The sequence below is a fragment of the Pseudoalteromonas ruthenica genome, assembly GCF_008808095.1.
Lineage (GTDB): Bacteria > Pseudomonadota > Gammaproteobacteria > Enterobacterales > Alteromonadaceae > Pseudoalteromonas > Pseudoalteromonas ruthenica.
This window is the reverse complement of sequence record NZ_CP023396.1, coordinates 1,456,808-1,476,249: the sequence shown is the minus strand read 5'-3', so window position 1 is coordinate 1,476,249 and position 19,442 is coordinate 1,456,808. Positions and strand designations below refer to the sequence as shown.

At 47.5% G+C, this 19,442-nt stretch carries 19 protein-coding genes; 12 read left to right on the top strand and 7 right to left on the bottom strand.

Annotated features, from left to right (window positions below; translation table 11 throughout):
- Positions 1 to 49: 49 nt before the first annotated feature.
- Positions 50 to 439: a hypothetical protein gene (locus PRUTH_RS06990; RefSeq protein ID WP_022945876.1), complete on the bottom strand. Its 390-nt coding sequence runs from the start codon at positions 437 to 439 to the stop codon at positions 50 to 52.
- 165 nt (positions 440 to 604) lie between these two features.
- Here PRUTH_RS06990 and PRUTH_RS06985 point away from each other — a divergent pair, with 165 nt between their 5' ends.
- On the top strand, positions 605 to 1,357 hold the full coding sequence (locus PRUTH_RS06985) for a Nif3-like dinuclear metal center hexameric protein (RefSeq protein ID WP_151172924.1): 753 nt from the start codon (positions 605 to 607) through the stop codon (positions 1,355 to 1,357).
- A 6-nt stretch (positions 1,358 to 1,363) separates the two neighbouring features.
- On the opposite strand, the gene PRUTH_RS06980 is transcribed toward PRUTH_RS06985, so the two are convergent.
- The 4 genes from PRUTH_RS06980 to PRUTH_RS06965 form a co-directional block, all read right to left on the bottom strand.
- The gene (locus PRUTH_RS06980; protein ID WP_053911569.1) at positions 1,364 to 1,927 is read right to left on the bottom strand and encodes a hypothetical protein; all 564 of its coding nucleotides are present in this window, start codon (positions 1,925 to 1,927) and stop codon (positions 1,364 to 1,366) included.
- Positions 1,928 to 1,932: 5 nt separating this feature from the next.
- Positions 1,933 to 2,628 (bottom strand): hypothetical protein, encoded by a 696-nt coding sequence (locus tag PRUTH_RS06975; RefSeq protein WP_022945879.1) that lies wholly within the window; start codon positions 2,626 to 2,628, stop codon positions 1,933 to 1,935.
- Positions 2,629 to 2,702: 74 nt separating this feature from the next.
- Positions 2,703 to 3,281: a DUF2589 domain-containing protein gene (locus PRUTH_RS06970; RefSeq protein WP_022945880.1), complete on the bottom strand. Its 579-nt coding sequence runs from the start codon at positions 3,279 to 3,281 to the stop codon at positions 2,703 to 2,705.
- Positions 3,282 to 3,543: 262 nt separating this feature from the next.
- Positions 3,544 to 4,434 (bottom strand): LysR family transcriptional regulator, encoded by an 891-nt coding sequence (locus PRUTH_RS06965; protein ID WP_045978077.1) that lies wholly within the window; start codon positions 4,432 to 4,434, stop codon positions 3,544 to 3,546.
- Positions 4,435 to 4,733: 299 nt separating this feature from the next.
- On the opposite strand from PRUTH_RS06965, the gene metE reads away from it, so the two are divergent.
- From metE to PRUTH_RS06950, 3 genes are all read left to right on the top strand, one after another.
- Complete coding sequence (gene metE, locus PRUTH_RS06960) at positions 4,734 to 7,004, top strand: 5-methyltetrahydropteroyltriglutamate--homocysteine S-methyltransferase (RefSeq protein WP_151172923.1); 2,271 nt, start codon at positions 4,734 to 4,736, stop codon at positions 7,002 to 7,004.
- 126 nt (positions 7,005 to 7,130) lie between these two features.
- On the top strand, positions 7,131 to 8,174 hold the full coding sequence (pyrC, locus tag PRUTH_RS06955) for a dihydroorotase (protein WP_022945883.1): 1,044 nt from the start codon (positions 7,131 to 7,133) through the stop codon (positions 8,172 to 8,174).
- A 215-nt stretch (positions 8,175 to 8,389) separates the two neighbouring features.
- Positions 8,390 to 9,229 carry an isopenicillin N synthase family dioxygenase gene (locus PRUTH_RS06950; protein WP_022945884.1) on the top strand — a complete coding sequence of 280 codons (840 nt, stop codon included), beginning with the start codon at positions 8,390 to 8,392 and terminating at the stop codon, positions 9,227 to 9,229.
- A 33-nt stretch (positions 9,230 to 9,262) separates the two neighbouring features.
- On the opposite strand, the gene PRUTH_RS06945 is transcribed toward PRUTH_RS06950, so the two are convergent.
- Together PRUTH_RS06945 and PRUTH_RS06940 are read right to left on the bottom strand one after the other, a co-directional pair.
- Positions 9,263 to 10,018, bottom strand: a complete 756-nt coding sequence (locus PRUTH_RS06945; RefSeq protein ID WP_045978073.1) for a DUF3307 domain-containing protein — start codon at positions 10,016 to 10,018, stop codon at positions 9,263 to 9,265.
- On the bottom strand, positions 10,011 to 10,640 hold the full coding sequence (locus PRUTH_RS06940; protein WP_022945886.1) for a hypothetical protein: 630 nt from the start codon (positions 10,638 to 10,640) through the stop codon (positions 10,011 to 10,013). The genes PRUTH_RS06945 and PRUTH_RS06940 overlap by 8 nt, the downstream gene beginning before the upstream one ends.
- 403 nt (positions 10,641 to 11,043) lie before the next feature.
- On the opposite strand from PRUTH_RS06940, the gene nagK reads away from it, so the two are divergent.
- The 8 genes from nagK (at position 11,044) to PRUTH_RS06900 (ending at position 19,440) form a co-directional block, all read left to right on the top strand.
- Entirely contained in the window at positions 11,044 to 11,961 is a 918-nt protein-coding gene (gene nagK / locus PRUTH_RS06935) for an N-acetylglucosamine kinase (protein WP_151172922.1), read from the top strand.
- On the top strand, positions 11,958 to 13,088 hold the full coding sequence (gene nagA, locus PRUTH_RS06930; RefSeq protein WP_151172921.1) for an N-acetylglucosamine-6-phosphate deacetylase: 1,131 nt from the start codon (positions 11,958 to 11,960) through the stop codon (positions 13,086 to 13,088). Before nagK ends, nagA begins: the two co-directional genes overlap by 4 nt.
- A 93-nt stretch (positions 13,089 to 13,181) precedes the next feature.
- A complete protein-coding gene (gene nagX, locus PRUTH_RS06925; protein ID WP_151172920.1) occupies positions 13,182 to 14,318 on the top strand; it encodes a transmembrane glucosamine N-acetyltransferase NagX in 1,137 nt (378 codons plus the stop codon).
- A gap of 215 nt (positions 14,319 to 14,533) precedes the next feature.
- Positions 14,534 to 15,328 carry a glucosamine-6-phosphate deaminase gene (nagB, locus tag PRUTH_RS06920; RefSeq protein WP_045978068.1) on the top strand — a complete coding sequence of 265 codons (795 nt, stop codon included), beginning with the start codon at positions 14,534 to 14,536 and terminating at the stop codon, positions 15,326 to 15,328.
- A 198-nt stretch (positions 15,329 to 15,526) separates the two neighbouring features.
- Positions 15,527 to 16,447, top strand: a complete 921-nt coding sequence (nudC, locus tag PRUTH_RS06915) for an NAD(+) diphosphatase (RefSeq protein WP_151172919.1) — start codon at positions 15,527 to 15,529, stop codon at positions 16,445 to 16,447.
- On the top strand, positions 16,444 to 17,622 hold the full coding sequence (locus tag PRUTH_RS06910; protein WP_151172918.1) for a cystathionine beta-lyase: 1,179 nt from the start codon (positions 16,444 to 16,446) through the stop codon (positions 17,620 to 17,622). The genes nudC and PRUTH_RS06910 overlap by 4 nt, the downstream gene beginning before the upstream one ends.
- A 100-nt stretch (positions 17,623 to 17,722) precedes the next feature.
- Positions 17,723 to 18,532 carry an ABC transporter permease gene (locus PRUTH_RS06905; RefSeq protein WP_022945087.1) on the top strand — a complete coding sequence of 270 codons (810 nt, stop codon included), beginning with the start codon at positions 17,723 to 17,725 and terminating at the stop codon, positions 18,530 to 18,532.
- Complete coding sequence (locus tag PRUTH_RS06900; RefSeq protein WP_151172917.1) at positions 18,529 to 19,440, top strand: ABC transporter ATP-binding protein; 912 nt, start codon at positions 18,529 to 18,531, stop codon at positions 19,438 to 19,440. The genes PRUTH_RS06905 and PRUTH_RS06900 overlap by 4 nt, the downstream gene beginning before the upstream one ends.
- Positions 19,441 to 19,442 lie beyond the last annotated feature (2 nt).

Genomic DNA, 19,442 nt, shown 5'->3' with positions numbered 1-19,442 from the left:
GAGCACAAAAAAAGCCGCTCTTGAGCGGCTTTTCTTTATTATTGAAAGCTTACACTACGCCGCGAGGTAGGCGACAGTCGTGATCTTTCTCTGCCAGTTGCTTAATCCAAAGCTCTTCTGCGGTGTAACCTTCTTCATTAGGTTTAGCCACAGTGAATGCTGCTTTCTTCTCAGCTGGTTTTGCCTTAGGAGCGGCTTTCTTAGTCGTTGTTTTCTTGCTCGCTTTGGCCGGTGCTTTGGTCTCTGCTTTGGCGACTTCTTCTGTTTTACCAGAAGTGAGTTCTTCAGTTAGCGCAGCTACATCGGCAAGGCGCATGTTCTTTCCGCCGTCAATGCTATACCAGCCAGGCTTAGTGGTGATTTCTGGCTTTTTGCCATGGGCTGCTTCATAGGCAGCTTCAAAAGCAGCTAACACTTCTGTTTTGTCTAGTTTACTCATCAAAAGGTCCTAGTCGTTAACGCAGGTTAATTTTATTACAAGTTTATAGTTATACCCATTTGCGCTGAGTTTTTCAATTTTTTGTGCCTAAACACCGAATTTTCTTTATTTTTACCGGTGTTCACGGGACAATTTGGGAATATTTGTGGTTAACAGGGGGGTAATATGCACCGTAAAGAGCTCGCACAGATCCTTGAACAAACATTAATGGCACAGCCAATCAAAGATTTTTGCCCCAATGGGCTGCAGGTTGAAGGGCGTGCGCACATCAATAAGGTGGTCACGGGTGTGACTGCGAGTCAGGCACTGGTTGATAAAGCCGTGGCCCTCGAAGCTGATGCATTAATTGTTCATCATGGCTATTTTTGGAAGGGTGAATCACAAGCCATTACCGGTATGAAAAAGCGCCGTATTGAGGCGCTGCTCAGCGCCGGTATCAATCTGTTTGCGTATCATTTGCCTTTGGATATCCATCCCCAGCTAGGCAACAATGCGCAGCTAGCACAGTTGTTGGATATTGAAATTCAAGGGCCCATGGAAAGTGGCCCAAGTAGTGTGCCGGTGTGGGGGCGTTTGCGCACGCCGCTGTCTGGGCAGGCTTTTGCTGATAAAATTGCCAAGGTCTTATCCCGAACGCCGCTGGCTTCTGTGGTACGCGATGAGGTAATTGAAACTGTTGGATTATGCACCGGCGGCGGGCAAGGCTATATAGATTTGGCGGCGAGTCTGGGGCTGGATGCGTATCTAACCGGGGAGGCTTCGGAGCAAACTATTCACAGCTCCCGAGAGCAAGGAGTGGATTTCTTCGCAGCCGGGCACCATGCCACTGAGCGCTATGGCGCCAAAGCCCTAGGTGAATTTTTAGCGCGTGAGCATCATCTGGATGTCACCTTTATCGATATTGATAATCCAGTATAGCCACGGTTATTGCTGCGCCAGCATGTTGTGCAACAATTGCTGCAAGAGGTAGCGGCGGTCGGTGGCGCTGTAGCGTGCCTGCAGATATAAAAACATGGTTTGGGTGTCTGTGTGCTCTCCTAATGTTTGCCAGATACTATCAAGATAGTGAGTTGTTAAGGTCTCGGGAATGGGCAGCGGCTGCTTAGCAAACCCCAAGGCAAGCAGCTGCGCGAGTTTATCGTTGGCTTCACTAAAGTGTTGCTCAATGCGTTGCAGCTCTTCATTGAGTTGCTGCTCTGCTTTACTCAAGGTGGCGGCAACGAAAGCCCGTTTGCCTTTACGTTTACTGCGACTATGGCTTTGTACGGATGGATCTTGATAGCCATCGTCGCAGGCTTCAATCAGCCCGCGTAATGAACTCAGTGTACTGACTAAAGGGCTGCGCAAAGGTGCTAGCTTGACTTCCGTGTTTTTCAACCATTGCGCAGCATCAACAACATAGCTGGACTCCTGCGCCAAGTATTTGTCACTGAGTGCGGGTAACAACATTAATTGTGTGATAATGGTTTCTTTGAGAACGGATTGCATGGCCGTTACTCCGGCATCAGTTTGTTCTTGGTCTGGCCGTTCTCAAGGCCTGTGGCCCATTCTAAGCCTTCTTCACGAATGGTAATGTTAAGACGAATGCTGTTCTGAGGTGTGGCGGTTTCTTTTACTTCGGAGCTGACCACGCTGGTTTTTATCGCAGGCGGAGTGGAACGCGATTTTAAGGCGATAGCGGAAACATTGTGACGCACCTGCTTATTCACCGCACTGAGACGCTCAAATGGTACTTCTTTATCGGAGCCGCTTTTTTTCAGGGCTTTTTGAAAGGCTTCGTCAACGGCTCTGACCATACTCTCTTTGCTGATCCGCACATCTCCGTTACGTTGGCGCTCTGTTACTTTATCCAATGCGGCACGGGCTTCTCTGTCGAAATTGTGTTGAAAGCTTTTCGTACGACTGAGAATATCTTCATCATCGAGTGCTTGGTTAAAGTGGCTCATCAAGGCTTTGTGAACATTGGCGGGGCTGTCTAATTCGGCATTTTTAGCCGGTATGTGCTGATTAATGGTCAGTGGCATATCTATGGTCAGCTCAGGGACGCGCACCCGAGGTAGACTCATGCCCTCAAGTAAGGGGTGGTCTTTATAATATTCGGCTACGGCTGCTGTTTCTTCGTCGGCAAGGCGGCGTGCGTGCACTAAGCTTATCATCAGCGATCCTAGCACCTCACTTAATTCACTCATGGCGTTTCCCTCTTGGTGAGTTGGATAAGGGGGCGCAGCCTAAGGCTTTGCCCCCTATGTTAGTTAATGTGGCGTTATGCCGCCGATTCCACTTCAGTAATAGAGTTCTCTAAAATGCCTAACAGTTTCTCCGTTCCCGCTGGAAGCTCGTCTTGAACGGCACGAACATTAACAGACAGGCTGTAGGTACGCTCAATTTTCGATGAGCTTGAGCTCGACTTCTTGTACGAGTAGCTGGCGCTGAGTTTAGCTGATACTGGCCCCCAGCCTGCTTTCACCGAGAGCTTACTATTGAGCTCATGAGAGGAGGAAGTACTGGACTCCTGCACTGAGTTTATCTTTGCGTTAAAAGCAATAGTGGTCTCTTCAACGCGAATAAATGGAATGGGTAACATGGTTAAGATAGGTACGGTAAGGTCGAATTTCTTCGGCTCTGTGCCGGTCACATTACCATCTCCATCTCGGGTTTCTACGGCCTTCATATAACTGAAGGTGATCATGGTGGGTTCATTGCTGTCAGCGTCAAAGCCGACAGATTTTATAAAATCTACCGAGGTCTGAGCCGATTGCGCTTGAGCACGTACCACAGCATCAAGGGGGCCGCCAATCATAGATTTAAAATCAATACTCGATAGTTCGTCGCCAATAGCCATACAAATTCTCCTTTTTTTTACGGCGCGGTTGAGGCTCGAGTTACACTGCCTACTCGAGATAGGTGTGTATAAAAAACACACAAGATTTATAGTGTATAAAAGGCAAGAGTAACAGCTGATTTGTTAACTTTATTTTTACCTTTGTCCCTGTTAATTTCTAAGTTGTTCTTTTTAAGGGACTAAAGTGAAGGGGCAGTTGAAATGGTCAGAGCAGTGCGTTTGTGTGCAATGGGGCCAATTGATCAATCAGCCCCAGCTTTTGCTATTTACGCGTGTTATTTTGTTTACAGGTATTCAAGAAGTGGCGATAGACAGGGTTATCTTTCATTTCTTTTTTCATGGCCAAGTACATGGGGCGATTGAGACCTAATGCACCAAGGGGAATAGATTTTATTAACCCTTGCGCTTCATAGGGGGTAACAAGCCAATCAGGTAGCGCAGCAACACCCATGCCGGCGCTCACTAATTGGAAAATAAGCAAGCCTTGATCCACGCTTTTCAAGGTGCCATCAAAACGCGCATTTTGGATAAAGTGTTTGAAAATATCTTGGCGCTCGCGAGGAATAGGGTAGGAGATGATGGTTTCGTCTTTTAAATCCAGCGCCGTGACATAGGCTTTATTAGCCAGCTCATGGTCGGGGGCAACGATCAGCTTGAGCTTAAAATCGAATAAATGCACGTACTCTAGGCGCTCTGGGTCACGTATATCCGAGGTTAATACCAGATCTAAATCGCCCTCAAGCAGCTCAGGGATAGCGTCGTAACTAAAACCACGTTCGTAGTCCACATGAATGTCGGGCCAAAAGTTATTAAATTCTTTAATTGTCGGTAATAACCAGTGAAAACAGGCGTGGCACTCGACGCTCAAGCGTAATTGCGAAATTGGCTGATTTAAGCTCTCTTTCAAACGGCATTTCGCCGCTTCAACTTTTGGTAGTACATCATGTGCAAGTTCTAATAGCAGCATGCCTTGTGGAGTAAATCGCACCGGATGGGTTTTCCGCTCAAACAATTGGCAGTCGAGTTTGTTTTCTAAGTCTTTGATTTGATGAGAAAGTGCAGATTGAGTTAAAAACAGCTCACGTGCGGTATTCACTAAAGAGCCGGTCTCTTTCAAGGTGGAAATAGTCTTGAGGTGTTTTATATCTATCATCTTTAGTAAATCTCATAAAAATTGTGAGCGGTGCTCAACGTGAATACAGTTTACTGCATCGTAATAGACATTTCAAAGTCTAGACGTCCATAATTGATGTATAAAATGTAAACGTAAAGCTAACCATAGATAAATTCCACTATAGCAATAAAAATGACAGCGGTGTCATCTAATTTGGCATTTACTTATAATTTTTAGCTATGAATAAAATTCACATTAATGGTGAGAAAGCTGCAGTTGCACAGTGAGGGTGAGGAATCTAGTGTTTAGCCATCTATATAGCTAAATGGAGTTTTGTTATGGCATTAATACATAATCTTGGTTTCCCTCGAATCGGCAAGCAGCGGGCGCTTAAGTTTGCCCTTGAGGCATACTGGGCGGGCACCATCGATCAGTCCACATTGCGAGCAAAAGGGGCTGAGATACGCAAGCAAAATTGGGCTTTGCAAGCACAGGCTGGTGTTGAGTTGCTCCCCGTTGGTGATTTTGCATGGTATGACCATGTGCTTGCTACCACAGTGATGGTCGGAGCCGTGCCAGCGCGTCATCACAGCTCTGATAGCAACCCCCTCGATACCTTATTTCGTATTGCTCGTGGGCGAGCGCCTTCGGGATGTGTCTGTGCCGCCAGTGAAATGACCAAATGGTTCGATACCAACTATCATTATATTGTGCCCGAGCTCAGCGCCGAGCAGCGCTTTTCGCTGACTGATTCAGAGTTATTTACCCATCTCAGTGAAGCACAGCAACTAGGCCATACACCAAAGCCCGTGCTTATCGGCCCGGTGACCTATTTATATTTAGCCAAATGCGCCGATGAACCTTTTGACAAACTTGCGCTATTGCCTCAGTTACTTGAGGTGTATCAGCAGATATTGGACAAACTTGCGGCGCAACAGGTTCAGTGGGTGCAAATTGATGAGCCCATTCTCGCCCTGGAATTGGATGATGCTTATCGCCAAGCCTTGAAAGACAGTTTTACGAGTTTATCTGGCCACGGGGTGAAGCTGCTATTGGCCACTTACTTTGATGATGTCAGCCATCATCTTGATGATATTCAAGATTACGCCATCGACGGAGTACATTTTGATTGGCTGGCGAGCACGGTGGATATACAGACTTTAGATAAGGCCGTAGGCAATGAGCGAGTGTTGTCCTTAGGGGTTGTTAATGGACGTAACGTTTGGCGTGCGGATTTATCCTCGTTGCATGCACAATTACATCCTATTGCTGAGCAGCGGGGCGAGATGTTGTGGATAGCCCCTTCATGTTCATTGCTTCACACTCCGGTAGATTTAGAGCAGGAGCAGCAGCTCGACAGTGAACTAAAAAGCTGGTTGGCTTTTGCAACACAAAAGTGTCAAGAGCTGCAACTGTTACGTCATGCACTGCATAGCAGCGACACCACTGCTATTGATCGCTACAGTGCTGCGGTTAAGGCTCGGCAGAGCTCAACGCGAGTGAATAACAAGAGGGTGCAACAAAGCGTTGCGGCGCTCAGTGCGCAAGACGCACAACGACAAAGTGCGTTTTCTAAGCGGGCGAAGACCCAGCGTCAAGCCTTGCAACTGCCACTATTACCGACCACCACTATCGGCTCTTTTCCGCAGACCCAAGCTATTCGCCAAGCGCGGCGGGATTTTAAAAATGGTACTTTAGACTCCCAGGCGTATCACACGCAAATGGAAGCTGAAATTCGCTACGTCATTGAAGAGCAACAAGCGCTTGGTTTGGACGTACTGGTGCATGGCGAAGCTGAGCGTAACGATATGGTCGAGTATTTTGGTGAACTGCTTGAGGGCGTATCCTTTACTCAGTTTGGCTGGGTGCAAAGCTACGGCTCCCGCTGTGTGAAGCCACCGATCATTTGGGGTGATGTGGCCCGTTCGCAACCAATGACTGTGCATTGGAGCCGCTATGCGCAGTCAATTACAAAAAAACCAGTGAAGGGCATGTTAACTGGGCCAGTGACGATTCTATCTTGGTCTTTTGTGCGTGATGACTTAGACAACCCCACTATCGCCAAGCAAATCGCGGTAGCGCTGCGTGACGAGGTTGTGGATTTGCAAAATGCGGGCATTGGCATTATTCAAATTGATGAGCCTGCTTTTCGTGAGCGCATGCCGTTAAAAACAAGTCATTGGCAAGATTACTTGGATTGGGCGACTTATGCATTTCGCGTGGCTGCAAGCGGTGCCGAGGATAAAACTCAGATTCATACCCACATGTGTTACAGTGAATTCAATGATATTATTGGCGCTATTGCTGATATGGATGCCGATGTCATCACCATTGAAACGTCCCGTTCTCATATGGAGTTACTGAACGCCTTTGAACACTTTGATTACCCCAATGAAATAGGGCCGGGTGTGTATGATATTCACACTCCTAATGTGCCCGATGTTGCGTCGATAAAGGCCTTAATTCACAAAGCTGCACAGAAAATACCTGTTGAGCGATTATGGGTTAACCCTGACTGCGGTTTGAAAACGCGACAATGGCAAGAAACCCGAGCCGCGCTTTATAACATGGTAGAGGCCGCAAAGGAGTTACGACAAGAGCTGAACTAAATTAAGCTCACTGTAGCGGGGTGGGCCCAGGCACCCCCCGCTCAGCCTAGGTATTACCCCGCAGATTGCTTTACTTTCCCTTGTATCCCCCCTAAGATCACACAAATTTTTCAGTGGATAAGAGCAATGACAAGTACCCCGCAACGTATTACCCTCACTCGTCCTGACGATTGGCACATTCACCTACGCGATGGTGAACAGCTAAAAGATACCGTGCGTGATGCGAGCCGCTATATTGGCCGCGCGATTATTATGCCTAACCTAGTGCCACCTGCGACCTGTACCGAGACGGCATTAGCCTATCGTGAACGGATCATGGCGGCAGGTCCTAGCGCGCAATTTGAACCATTAATGGTACTTTATCTCACTGATAACACCACGCCTGAAGAAATTCGCAAAGCCAAAGCCAGCGGTAAAATTGTCGCGGCTAAATTGTATCCTGCTGGCGCGACCACCAACTCGGCTTCAGGAGTGACGGATGTTGAAAACATCTATCCTGTGCTTGAGGCAATGCAAGAAGTCGGCATGCTGCTTTTGGTGCATGGTGAGGTGACCGACTCCAGCATCGATATTTTTGACCGTGAAAAAGTGTTTATCGAAACCAAACTGAAAAAAGTGGTCTCTGATTTCCCTGAATTGAAAGTGGTGCTCGAGCACATTACCACCCGCGATGCCGTGGAGTTTGTACGCTCAGCATCAACCAATGTGGCAGCAACGATTACGGCTCACCATCTACTATATAACCGCAATCATATGTTGGCTGGTGGAATTCGCCCGCATTACTATTGTTTACCGATTCTTAAGCGTAATACCCATCAACAAGCCTTGATTGAAGCGGCTACCAGTGGCAGCGCGAAATTTTTTATGGGCACCGATTCGGCACCGCATTTAAAAGATAAAAAAGAAGCATCCTGTGGCTGTGCCGGCGCCTATACCGCCCATGCTTCATTGGAGCTATATGCAGAAGCGTTTGAGCAAGCCGATGCGATGGATAAACTAGAAGGCTTTGCCAGTCATTTTGGTCCTGACTTTTACGGCCTTGCACGCAACAGCGATACTATTACGTTGGTACGTGAACCCTGGCAAGTGCCCGAAAGTTACCCACTTGCCGATGATAAAGTGATCCCTATCTGCGCCGGTGAAACACTTAACTGGCAGGTTAAGGACTAAGAGTTTAGAGCCCGGTTTGATACCGGGCTTTTTATTGGCTATCCGGGCAAGCAATGTCAGCTGCGCTGTTACTTTGATCTGCGTCAATAGCCGCTTCGCTGAGAGGGCTCTGCGGACAATTGTCCTTATGAATTATGGTGGCTTTGACTAAGCTCTGGCGCTAAAATTAAGCATGTTTTCGTGCTTAGCGCTACAACGAACAGGTGAAATTTACCATGCACTTACCTACAGTGGACTATCAGTCGCCCAACGCTCCTGCTGAATTTGTCGAGTCTCTTCGCAATACCGGCTTTGGGGTATTGACGAACCATCCGATCCCGCAGTCTTTAGTGGAATCAATTTATGAAAATTGGCAGGCTTTTTTCAACTCTGAGCAAAAGCACGAGTTTTTATATGATAAGACTACACAAGACGGATATTTTCCACCGGAAGTAAGTGAAGTAGCCAAAGGCTTTAATGTTAAAGACATTAAAGAGTATTACCACGTTTACCCTAAAGGTCGCGTCCCGGCACAACTAGAAGAGCAAATTCGTGAGTATTACCGACTTGCTAATGAGTTTGCTAGCGAGCTACTGAGCTGGGTGCAATCGCACGCACCAGAAGAAGTACAAAAACGTTTTTCCATTGATCTTAAAGACATGATCAAGGACTCAGAGCAAACCTTACTGCGTATACTTCATTATCCGCCAATGACCGGTGACGAAGAGCCGGGTGCTATTCGCGCGGCGGCGCATGGCGACATTAACCTATTAACGGTTTTACCTGCAGCGAACGAGCCTGGCTTACAGGTGCAAACTAAAGAGGGTGGTTGGTTAGATGTGCCAAGTGACTTCGGTAATCTGATCATCAACATTGGTGATATGCTGCAAGAAGCATCAGGTGATTACTTCCCTTCGACCATTCACCGCGTTATTAACCCGACGGGGAAAGCGTCAACGAAATCACGTATTTCACTGCCACTGTTTTTGCATCCGCGCCCGGATGTGGTGCTCTCCGAGCGCTATACAGCAGATAGCTACTTACAAGAGCGCTTACGAGAGCTTGGTGTAAAGTAACTAGAAAAAGCCCGCATTTGCGGGCTTTTTTCATTATAGGGTGTTTAACAAAGCGCGGGTAGCGAGGCCGATGGCCAATGTTAAGGTGACACTTAATAAGGTGCCCAGCATCACGTATTCGGTCAGGTGCTTTTCTTTGCTATTGGTCAAATCGCCAAAGCGAAACACCGATTTAGCCGCTAACACAAAACCGACACCAGCGAGTTCATCAATCAGTACAAAGGTGAGCATCAGCACGCGCTCAAGTACGCCAATACTATGGCCTGCCTGTGGCAGCTGTTGCTCATTATGGCTACAAGGTAGCTGCCAGCGCTCCAATAACATGCGAATAGCCACAGAGCAGGGGTTTAAAACCAAGGCATAGGCAAGCAGCGTTACCCATAATGACTGTGTACTCAGCCCCTGACTCGCCCATTGTGTGAGGGTATCTGCATCACTGAGCCACAGGCACAGCGAAATGATCACCATTATGTGTGCGAGCTGATCAACCACAAAGGGTATAATACCGCCTCGAGTATAGGACTTTCCTACATCAATGAGCCAATGGCTGAGCATAATACTCAACGTAGCCAGCAACACGCCCGGCCACTCACCCAAGCCGTAAATGTGCTCCCACGCAATAAGCACGGTGGCCGATAACACGCCATGAACCAACACATGCAGTGCTAATTTGCTTGATTTATAGTGGTAAGTGTTGCGATTGTGCACCCAGTGCATTGGTTGCAAATAAAAATCGGCAATAAAGTGCGCTAATAATAGCGCCAATAGAAGTGCTATTTGCTCATCCATAAGCATGTTCCTTTGCGGCTACGGCTATAAATTCATCAACGAGGTGGTAGTTGCCAGCGTTAAGTAGCTTGGTGGCGTTTTCTCTTGAAGTTTCAAGCTCTTTGGCTATGGTTGCATGGTCATTATTACGTAACCAATGGTACAAATACAAGGCTTGTGCTTGTTTGGCACTGGTGTGACTGATCAGGTTATCTATAAAGCGAATATTCAATACAAAACTTGGGCTCATGTCTATTTGGTGTAGACTAAGGCGAAGACGCATATTTTTTATATTATCTAAGCCCGTCCCCGAGAGGAGTAGCGCTGGACCGGTGGCGGTTTTTATGTCTTTGCGGTAGTTATCTATAGGGCCCCATGCCTCACTAATGCGTGCGTCCAGAGCTCGGGCACGTAAAAACAACCGCAGCATAATGCTGGCTAGCAAAGGGGTGGGGCTTTGGCTAAGAATACACTGGAAGGCATCACCGCGATAAATGCTAAAGTCGCCATCGAAGCGTTCACAGATAGCGCGTAGCCCTTGCTCTAGGCTATATAATGCATTGTCATAGTCGTCACTGCTTAGCTTACGAGAGTCGACGAGATCACCGCTTAACACAGTGTAATAAGAAGGTGTTTGGGGCATAAAGGAACTCTCAATGGTTACATTCGGTTAAGTAACTAATTAAAGTTACATGTACTTAGGTAACTCAATATAGTTACATAAACCCGTTGATGCAAGGAAACACACGCAAGTCGAGCGGTAAGGCAGACGGTAGGAATTATTTATTCTATTACTCTCGATTGATGGAACTAATGAATTCATATATGCTGATGTCTTAGCTATCCTGCTAGAATTAAGAAAAGACCAATAAAAACAAAGTAGTAACCTAGTGAACAGAATTAATTAGGGAAAATTTAAAAAAATTAATGACAACGCTGTCATTAATTGTGTAACATAATTTCAACATGGGTTGAGGAAGAGCATACGCGCTACAAAAACGATAAAGCGTATTTGCGAATACATTAACAAGGTTAGAGGTCGTACAATGATGGCGAAGAGTGCGAGTCAAGAGCAATTATTTATAGGCATAGATGGTGGGGGAACCAAATGCCGGGCGACCATTTACTCCGCCCAACGGGGAGTACTGGGTACCGGCTTGGGCGGCCCTGCAAATCCATTACATGGTCTTGAACGCACTTTAGAGTCGATTATGGTATCTACTCAGCAAGCGATGCGTGATGCAGGCCTAAGCCTAGAGAGCGTGCATCAATTAGTGGCTGGTTTAGGCTTGGCAGGGGTTAACCTACCCAGTCTATTTGAGAAAATCAGTGAGTGGGAACACCCATTTCAAAAAATGTATTTGACCACCGATCTGCATACTGCCTGTATCGGCGCACATGAGGGCGGTGACGGGGCAGTGATTATTACCGGTACTGGCTCTTGTGGCTTTGCCTGTGTTAAAGGTCATAGTGTGAATTATGGCGGTCATGGATTTGCTCAAGGCGACAAAGGCAGCGGTGCATGGCTGGGTCTTGAAGCACTCAAGGCGGTGTTATTAGATTTGGACGGATTAGGTCCGCAAACTCGCCTGAGTGAGATGTTTAAATTGCATTTTAATGCCAGCTCAGCAATGGGAGTTGCAGAGCAAATGGCGGGTCAACCCTCAAGCAGCTACGCCAAACTCGCGCGTATGGTCATAGAGGCGGCTCATGATGGTGATATGGTCGCGCTCTCCATAGTCAAAGACGGTGCGCGCTACATCAGTAATTTGGCTAAACGATTATTAGAAATTCACCCTCCACGTTTATCTATGATTGGCGGCTTGTCTGAACCCATGCAAACATGGTTAGATCCTGATATAGCTAAACGTGTTGAAGTGCCTCGTCAGCCACCCGAGATGGGCGCTGTTTATTTTGCCCAAAATGCGCTGTTAGAAGAAGAACAAAAGGTCGCAATTAAATGAGTCAAAGTTTCCATGCTGAACGCCTATTTGACGGGCAGCGTTTTCATAACGATGTTTATTTTCAAAGTGTTAACGGTAAAGTGCAATTTATTGATGCACCCACCAGCGACCCTGTCACTGAACTTTCTGGGCTCGTAGTCCCCGGCTTTATTGATGTACAAGTAAACGGTGGTGGCGGCGCATTTTTTAATGCTGAACAAAGTGTTGACTGCTTAGCGCAAATAGCGAGAGCACATGGTCAATTTGGCTCAACGGCCAATATGCCGACCTTAATCACAGACGACATCGCGATTATGCGTCGTGCCGCTGACGCAGTGGCTGAAGCGGTGGCAAAAAATACACCAGGTATTTTAGGTGTTCATTTTGAAGGTCCACATCTCAGTTTGCCAAAAAAAGGCACGCACAGCGAGCAGTTTATTCGTCCCATTAGCGATGAAGAGTTTGCGATTTACGAGCGCGATGACCTTGGTATTAAAATGGTTACCTTGGCGCCAGAAAATGTTAGCGCAGCGGATATTAAGCGTTTAGTCGCCATGGGTGTAAAGGTCTCATTGGGCCACACCAATGCCGACTATGAAACCACGATGTCGGCGCTAGACGCTGGCGCTGATGGCTTCACCCACCTATTTAATGCTATGTCTGCCTTTACCTCACGTGAACCCGGGGTTGTCGGTGCGGCGTTGTGGCATGACAGTAGTTGGTGCGGGTTAATTGTCGACGGTCATCACTTGCACCCGGATTCGGCGAAGTTGGCAATTCGCACCAAGCAGCGCGGCAAGATAATGCTTGTTACCGATGCAATGCCTCCAGTGGGCACCGATGCCGAAGAGTTTGATTTTTTCGATGGCCGTAAAGTCTATCGCACCGGCGACCGGTTGAATTCCAGTACGGGTGAATTAGCTGGCAGTGTGTTGGATATGGCCAGTGCTGTGCGCAACACCGTAAATACATTGGATATCAGCTTAGCTGAGAGTCTGCGTATGGCATCGCTCTATCCGGCGCAATACTTGGGCTTAGCACAGTGCAAAGGTCGTCTCCTAAATGGTTTCGATGCTGATTTTGTGGCGCTGGATGAGCACCAACATGTGCAGGCCACCTACATAGGCGGCATACGCCTTAGCCGCTAAGCACAGTGAACCCCTTATAAAACAGGCCGTCATGGAAGAGGTACGCATGGATACAGTGATGTAACAGTGCGCAGAAACTAACAGCGAGAAACTATGACAACACCTGATACCGGCAAAAAAAAACAACGCTTAGCCTCGTTAGATGCGCTGCGCGGTATGGGCATGTTTTGGATTTTAGGCGGGCAATCTATTTTTGCTGCATTGTTCGTATTAACAGGTTGGCAAGGGTGGAAGGCGTTTGAAGCGCATACAGTGCATTCGCAATGGCACGGTTTCACCTTTTACGACCTTATTTTCCCGCTATTTATCTTTCTCTCTGGTGTGGCCATGGGGCTTTCCCCGAAGCGGATTGATCATCTGCCGCTGGCCGAACGCAAACCTTTTTATCACAAAGCAGTAAAACGCCTGTTACTACTTAGTGCCTTAGGAGTTCTCTATAATCACGGCTGGGGCACAGGAATGCCAATGGCATTTGACGAAATTCGCTATGCCAGTGTGCTTGGGCGTATAGCTATTGCTTGGTTTATCGCGGCGATGCTGGTGTGGCATACCTCGTTGCGCACTCAAGCGATTGTCGCTGTGGTAATTTTGTTAGGCTACTGGCTCTGGTTGACGGTGTTGCCGGTACCCGGCGGCCACGGCTCGCCGCTGAGTCCTGAAGGCAGTTGGAATGCCTGGGTTGATCAACACCTATTACCTGGTATTACCTACCAAAACCGGCCTCTTGACCCAGAAGGCTTACTGTCAAATATTCCTGCAGCCGCCAACGCTATTTTAGGTGTCTTTGCCGGGCAATTAATTGCTCAAGGTGCCACTCAAGGCCAATGGCGAGTAGCGGCGCAGCTGTTTGCTGCGGGGTTAGTCAGCTTAGCGCTAGGTTGGGGATGGGACAGTGTCTTTCCAGTGAATAAAGAATTGTGGACCAGCTCGTTTGTACTCGTTACTGTCGGCTGGAGTGCAATTTTATTGGCGGTGTTCTATGGCGTGGTTGATATTCTTGGCCAACGTAAAGCCGCTTATCCGTTTGTAATTATCGGCGCTAATTCAATTATTATTTACCTTGCTTCAAGCTTAGTGAACTGGGGCTACATCGCCAATAGTGTGTTTGGTGGGGTCGTGCGCTCTGTCAGTGAGCCATGGCAACCTCTATTTGCTGTCGTCGCCTTGTTAACAGTACAGCTGCTTGTCCTACACTGGATGTATAAACGTAAAATCTTTGTCAGTGTTTAACCCTGTTGATGCTTAATAAATAACTAAAAAAGTGACATTTTTTGCTCACTTTTACTTTACAAATGAGGTTTTATAACCAATAATGACAGCGTTGTCATAATGGTGTAAACCTAATTACAGTATCCCGATTAGGTTCTGACCTATGACCAAGTTCAGATTGCACGGAACGCTTGGTCATAGGTCCCATTTTTATCAACTATAACAACGAGCTAAACATGCAAATCGTGATTCTTAAAGATGCTACAGAGGTAGCCCGTTACGGCGCTGACCTATTTGTAGCCCAGCTAAAAAAGCAACCCGCTTCCACGCTCGGCCTGGCGACAGGCTCAACGCCAGTGGCGCTATATCAAAATTTGATCGAAAAAAATCAACAGGGTGATATCAGCTTTTCACAAGTTACTAGCTTTAATCTAGATGAATACTTAGGCTTAGACGGCTCTCATCCGCAGAGCTACCGCTTCTTTATGAATGAGCAGTTGTTCGACCACATTGATATTGCCAAAGAGCGTACCCATGTACCGCCGGGCGATGCCCAAGATCCTATTGCTGCATGTCAGGAATATGAAGCGCGCATTCTCGCAGCCGGTGGCATCGATATTCAGTTACTTGGAATAGGGCGCAATGGCCATATAGGCTTTAATGAACCCTCGTCAGGCTTAACATCGCGAACCCGTGTTAAGACTCTAACGAAGGCAACGATCGATGATAATGCTCGCTTTTTCAGCGAGGATGAATATCAGCCGCACTTATCCATTACCATGGGTATTGGTACCATACTTGATGCCAAAAAAGTGGTGTTATTGGCAACCGGTGAAAATAAAGCGGCAGCCATCAAAGCCACGGTAGAAGGGCCGCTAACTGCCTCTTGCCCAGCTTCGGCACTGCAGATGCATCGCGATGCCGTTATCGTTATTGATGAAGCCGCAGCCAGTGAGCTTGCCGATGTTGATTTCTACAAGCATATAGAGGCCGAAAATCAGAAGTTATTGGCGCGCCTAGCAGCTAAGTAACATCACGCTAAATACCATTAAAGCCCAGCTCGGGCTTTTTTTGTATCTGTGTTAGAGGCGTTTATTAATGAGAACAGGCACAACCCCTTGATGGTTAATGTAACGATAAAAGAAGCTATGTCACTATCACCCGCATTACTGTGATTTTACTGAACTGTGATAATGTAGAACCATGTTGTCCTGAATTACCGCAAAACCATGCTGCAATACACCCAGTTGCCATTGGATAGGCACTCAAGCGAGCGTAAAGACCCTAACTGGCTGTTAAATAAACGCCCGCTGGGGCGTTATGTATTAATAAATACAGATCGAAATCTGTTCAGTATTGATAATCAAACCCCACTGTTTTTGAGCTATGAGCAAGTAAAAGACTTCGCCCCCGATAACGCGATTTATTTAGGTGAGCATCAATGCCAGCATTACTTTGCTCTTGATGTGAGTGAAACATTGGCTAACGACTGTGCTTATGCCGAAGGTGAATTTGTCGATATCCGCCGTTATGGCTCGATAGTTGAGCCTGGCGCTGCTGCAATACTGGTACTTGCGCGAGGGCTGTGCCATTGGCATAAGACCCACCGCTTTTGTGGCCGTTGCGGCAATGAAAATATTCAAGCGGAGGCCGGTCATGCCCGAAAATGCATCAACCGCGACTGTCGTCACCTTACTTTTCCACGTACCGATCCGGCCGTTATTATGTTGGTGCATCATAAGTTCAATGATGGTATCGAACGCTGTTTATTAGGTCGTCAAGCAAGCTGGCCTGAGGGCGTCTATTCCACCTTAGCTGGATTTGTCGACCCAGGGGAAACACTCGAAGCTGCTGTTGCCAGAGAAGTGATGGAAGAGGCGGGAATAGCCGTGCAATCGCCACGCTATATTGCCTCACAGCCATGGCCTTTTCCAAGCTCGCTGATGTTAGGCTATATGGCACAGGCAAGCTCAACAGATATCTTTATTGACCAAGACGAGCTCAGCGACGCACGTTGGTTCTCTAGAGACGAGCTAAAGCATTTTGGCACCTGGGGAGATGCGGGCACTGACTACAAACTTCCCCGCTGCGATTCTATTTCACGGTATCTTATTGATACTTGGGTTGCACAGAATGAGGAAAACAAATGAAAAAACAAACACAGTTGATAAGCTCTGGGCGAGATAAAAAGTTCACTCAAGGGGTTGTTAACCCTGTGGTACAGCGCGCCTCTACCGTGGTTTTTGATTCCGTTGCTGAGTTTAAAGACGCAGCTAAAAATCGCGGAAACCATGCATTATTTTACGGTCGTCGCGGCACCACAACACACTTTGCGCTACAACAAGCAATTGCTCAGCTAGAAGGCGGAGCCGGCTGTGCCCTTTATCCGTCGGGCGCTGCTGCCATCAGTAATAGCCTGCTATCTTTTGTCAAAGCCGGCGATCACATTCTAATGATGGATAATGCCTATGAACCTACCCGGGATTTTTGCGACAAAGTGCTGGCAGGGTTAGGGGTGACAACTACCTATTATGACCCGCAAATTGGCGCCGATATTAGTACGCTTTTCCAGGAAAATACTAAGGTGCTATTTATGGAATCCCCCGGCTCAATCACCATGGAGGTCCAAGATGTGCCCGCCATGGTGGCCGAGGCTAAGGCTCACAATATTATGACCATGCTGGATAACACTTACGGCAATGGTATGCATTTTCGACCCTTAGAGCATGGTGTTGATATTAGTATTCAGGCGGCCACCAAATACATAGTTGGTCACAGTGATGTGATGATGGGAGTCAGTGTTGCCAATGAGCAGCATTGGCCGGTGCTGCGCGAGCAGTCATACCTTTTGGGGCAATGTTGTAGTGCCGACGATGCATATTTGGCCTTGCGAGGGCTACGCACCATGGCTGTGAGGTTACAGCAACATGAGCGCAACGCATTACAAGTAGCAAAGTGGCTACAGTCGCACCCGTTAGTGGATCATGTTCGTCACCCTGCGCTGGAAAGTTGTCCGGGCCATGCGTTTTTCAAACGCGATTTTGACGGCAGTAATGGGTTATTCTCCGTTGTAATGAAAGAGGGCACACAACAAGCCCTTGATGCCTTAGTTGAATCATTACACCATTTTAAAATGGGCTTCTCTTGGGGTGGCTTTGAGAGTCTAATTACCACCAACCTGAGCATGAAGGCTTTGCGCAGTGAAACGTCATGGCAGTATGGCCCGGTAGTGCGTTTGCATATCGGTTTAGAAGACGTCGATGACTTAATTGCCGATCTCAGCCAAGGGCTTAATGTGTACGCCGATGCTTTAGCCAAGAAATAGCGTCAGACACATCTTTTTACAAGCGCTCATACTTTTGAGCGCTTTTTTCATTTATAGTAGCGACAAATAACGACAAATAACGACAAATCAGGATATCAGGATGGATCCAAGGCGTATCTTCGAGCTGGTTAAATTTGAACTGGCGCGACACTTTCTTACCAAAAAGGCGTGGTTGGCGCTGCTTGCTTTTGCCTTAGTGTGGTTGATGATTTATCGCTACGGTATTTCTCAAGCTGTATCGGTGCTTTCAGACCCTAACTTTGAACAGTTTATGCTTGCCGCTTTTGGCAACCTCGGGTTACAGAGTTTATTGCACTGGCCTGATGCGGAAATGGCCGTATATTGGCTGATTGCCTTAGTCACCTTTCCTCTTTTCATTATTTATTTAACCAGTGATCAATTTGTTAGCGACAAAGAACGCGGCACGCTGCGGTTCATCGCTTTACGCGCCACTCGCGCTGAAATTCTATTAGGGCGCTATTTCGGTCACTGCTTAAGCGCCGCTGCGTTGCTGGCGATTAGCATTATCGGCACGCTGATCCTCATTGCCTTTCGCGATACCAGTGCACTGGTCCCTGCTTTGGCACGCGCGCTGCAGTTTGAACTCCTCCTGTTGGTTAACCTAATGCCATTTATTGCCTTGATGACGTTATTGAATACCATAGCGCGCTCATCACGTATGGCGCTTATTTACGTTATTTTATTGTACACCATAGGGTTAATGGTACTGGCTATTCTACAAGGCCAGTTAGGACTGCCGATGTGGTTGGATTACCTTATTCCCGGTGAGCCGCTAGATAATATCGCCACCGTTCGGCCTAGCCCTGTCACTGACATAGCTTGGCCATTGTTGCAAAGTGGCCTGTTGTTAGCGCTAAGTTTTTATAAGTTGCAGCGGAGTAGTCTATGAGCCAGTTAATTTTAGCACGCGGCGTTAGCCACTATTTCGGCAGCAAAAAAGCGCTCGATAATGTTGATATTGAATTACAAACCGGAAAGCCCATTGCGTTAGTCGGCCCCAATGGCGCAGGTAAAACCACGCTGTTTAGCCTTATCTGCGGCTATTTGCAACCCAGTGAAGGCGAGATTAAGGTATTGGGACATCGTCCCGGCAGCGCCGCGTTGTTCGGTCAGTTAAGTGCCTTACCACAAGACGCGCTACTGGACCCCAACTTTAGTGTTGCCCAGCAATTGGCTTTATATGCCCGCCTGCAAGGTTTTAGCCAGCGCCAAGCAAAAATAGAAACACAGCGGGTGTTGGAACTGGTCAATCTCAAAGACACCGCAGACAGTCGCGCTAAAGAGCTTTCTCATGGCATGAAAAAGCGCATTTGTATCGCCCAAGCGCTGCTTGGTTCGCCGAAGTTGGTGATGCTTGATGAAGCAACGGCTGGTTTAGACCCCGCCAATGCCAGGGCTATTCGAGAGTTGGTCAGTGCGCTCAGTACCGAGACGACCTTTGTATTGAGCTCGCACGACTTATCGGAGCTGGAGCGGCTCTGCGACCGCGTTTTATACTTGCAGCAAGGGCGCTTGGCGACCCATCAATTGGACTCGCAAACCGAGCAGTTGGCGTATCTAACTCTGCAACTACGTGAGCAAAACGATCACGTTGCAGCGGCGTTAAAGGCGCTTCCTCACGTAGTGAGCGTTGATAATAGTCAGCGTAATGAATTTGTTATTGGTTACAGCAGCGAGGGCCTCAGTGAGGCAATGGATATCGCCTTGCTAACGCTGTGCCATAAACAAAATTGGCGTTATCGCGCCTTGATAAACGGTCACACCCTAGAAAATCAATTATTCGCAACAGGAGCATAGCA

Excerpts from the sequence above, each read along its gene's own strand:
- PRUTH_RS06990 (WP_022945876.1), bottom strand. The coding sequence starts at position 439 with ATGAGTAAACTAGACAAAACAGAAGTGTTAGCTGCTTTTGAAGCTGCC.
- PRUTH_RS06985 (WP_151172924.1), top strand. The coding sequence starts at position 605 with ATGCACCGTAAAGAGCTCGCACAGATCCTTGAACAAACATTAATGGCA.
- PRUTH_RS06980 (WP_053911569.1), bottom strand. The coding sequence starts at position 1,927 with ATGCAATCCGTTCTCAAAGAAACCATTATCACACAATTAATGTTGTTA.
- PRUTH_RS06975 (WP_022945879.1), bottom strand. The coding sequence starts at position 2,628 with ATGAGTGAATTAAGTGAGGTGCTAGGATCGCTGATGATAAGCTTAGTG.
- PRUTH_RS06970 (WP_022945880.1), bottom strand. The coding sequence starts at position 3,281 with ATGGCTATTGGCGACGAACTATCGAGTATTGATTTTAAATCTATGATT.
- PRUTH_RS06965 (WP_045978077.1), bottom strand. The coding sequence starts at position 4,434 with ATGATAGATATAAAACACCTCAAGACTATTTCCACCTTGAAAGAGACC.
- metE (WP_151172923.1), top strand. The coding sequence starts at position 4,734 with ATGGCATTAATACATAATCTTGGTTTCCCTCGAATCGGCAAGCAGCGG.
- pyrC (WP_022945883.1), top strand. The coding sequence starts at position 7,131 with ATGACAAGTACCCCGCAACGTATTACCCTCACTCGTCCTGACGATTGG.
- PRUTH_RS06950 (WP_022945884.1), top strand. The coding sequence starts at position 8,390 with ATGCACTTACCTACAGTGGACTATCAGTCGCCCAACGCTCCTGCTGAA.
- PRUTH_RS06945 (WP_045978073.1), bottom strand. The coding sequence starts at position 10,018 with ATGGATGAGCAAATAGCACTTCTATTGGCGCTATTATTAGCGCACTTT.
- PRUTH_RS06940 (WP_022945886.1), bottom strand. The coding sequence starts at position 10,640 with ATGCCCCAAACACCTTCTTATTACACTGTGTTAAGCGGTGATCTCGTC.
- nagK (WP_151172922.1), top strand. The coding sequence starts at position 11,044 with ATGATGGCGAAGAGTGCGAGTCAAGAGCAATTATTTATAGGCATAGAT.
- nagA (WP_151172921.1), top strand. The coding sequence starts at position 11,958 with ATGAGTCAAAGTTTCCATGCTGAACGCCTATTTGACGGGCAGCGTTTT.
- nagX (WP_151172920.1), top strand. The coding sequence starts at position 13,182 with ATGACAACACCTGATACCGGCAAAAAAAAACAACGCTTAGCCTCGTTA.
- nagB (WP_045978068.1), top strand. The coding sequence starts at position 14,534 with ATGCAAATCGTGATTCTTAAAGATGCTACAGAGGTAGCCCGTTACGGC.
- nudC (WP_151172919.1), top strand. The coding sequence starts at position 15,527 with ATGCTGCAATACACCCAGTTGCCATTGGATAGGCACTCAAGCGAGCGT.
- PRUTH_RS06910 (WP_151172918.1), top strand. The coding sequence starts at position 16,444 with ATGAAAAAACAAACACAGTTGATAAGCTCTGGGCGAGATAAAAAGTTC.
- PRUTH_RS06905 (WP_022945087.1), top strand. The coding sequence starts at position 17,723 with ATGGATCCAAGGCGTATCTTCGAGCTGGTTAAATTTGAACTGGCGCGA.
- PRUTH_RS06900 (WP_151172917.1), top strand. The coding sequence starts at position 18,529 with ATGAGCCAGTTAATTTTAGCACGCGGCGTTAGCCACTATTTCGGCAGC.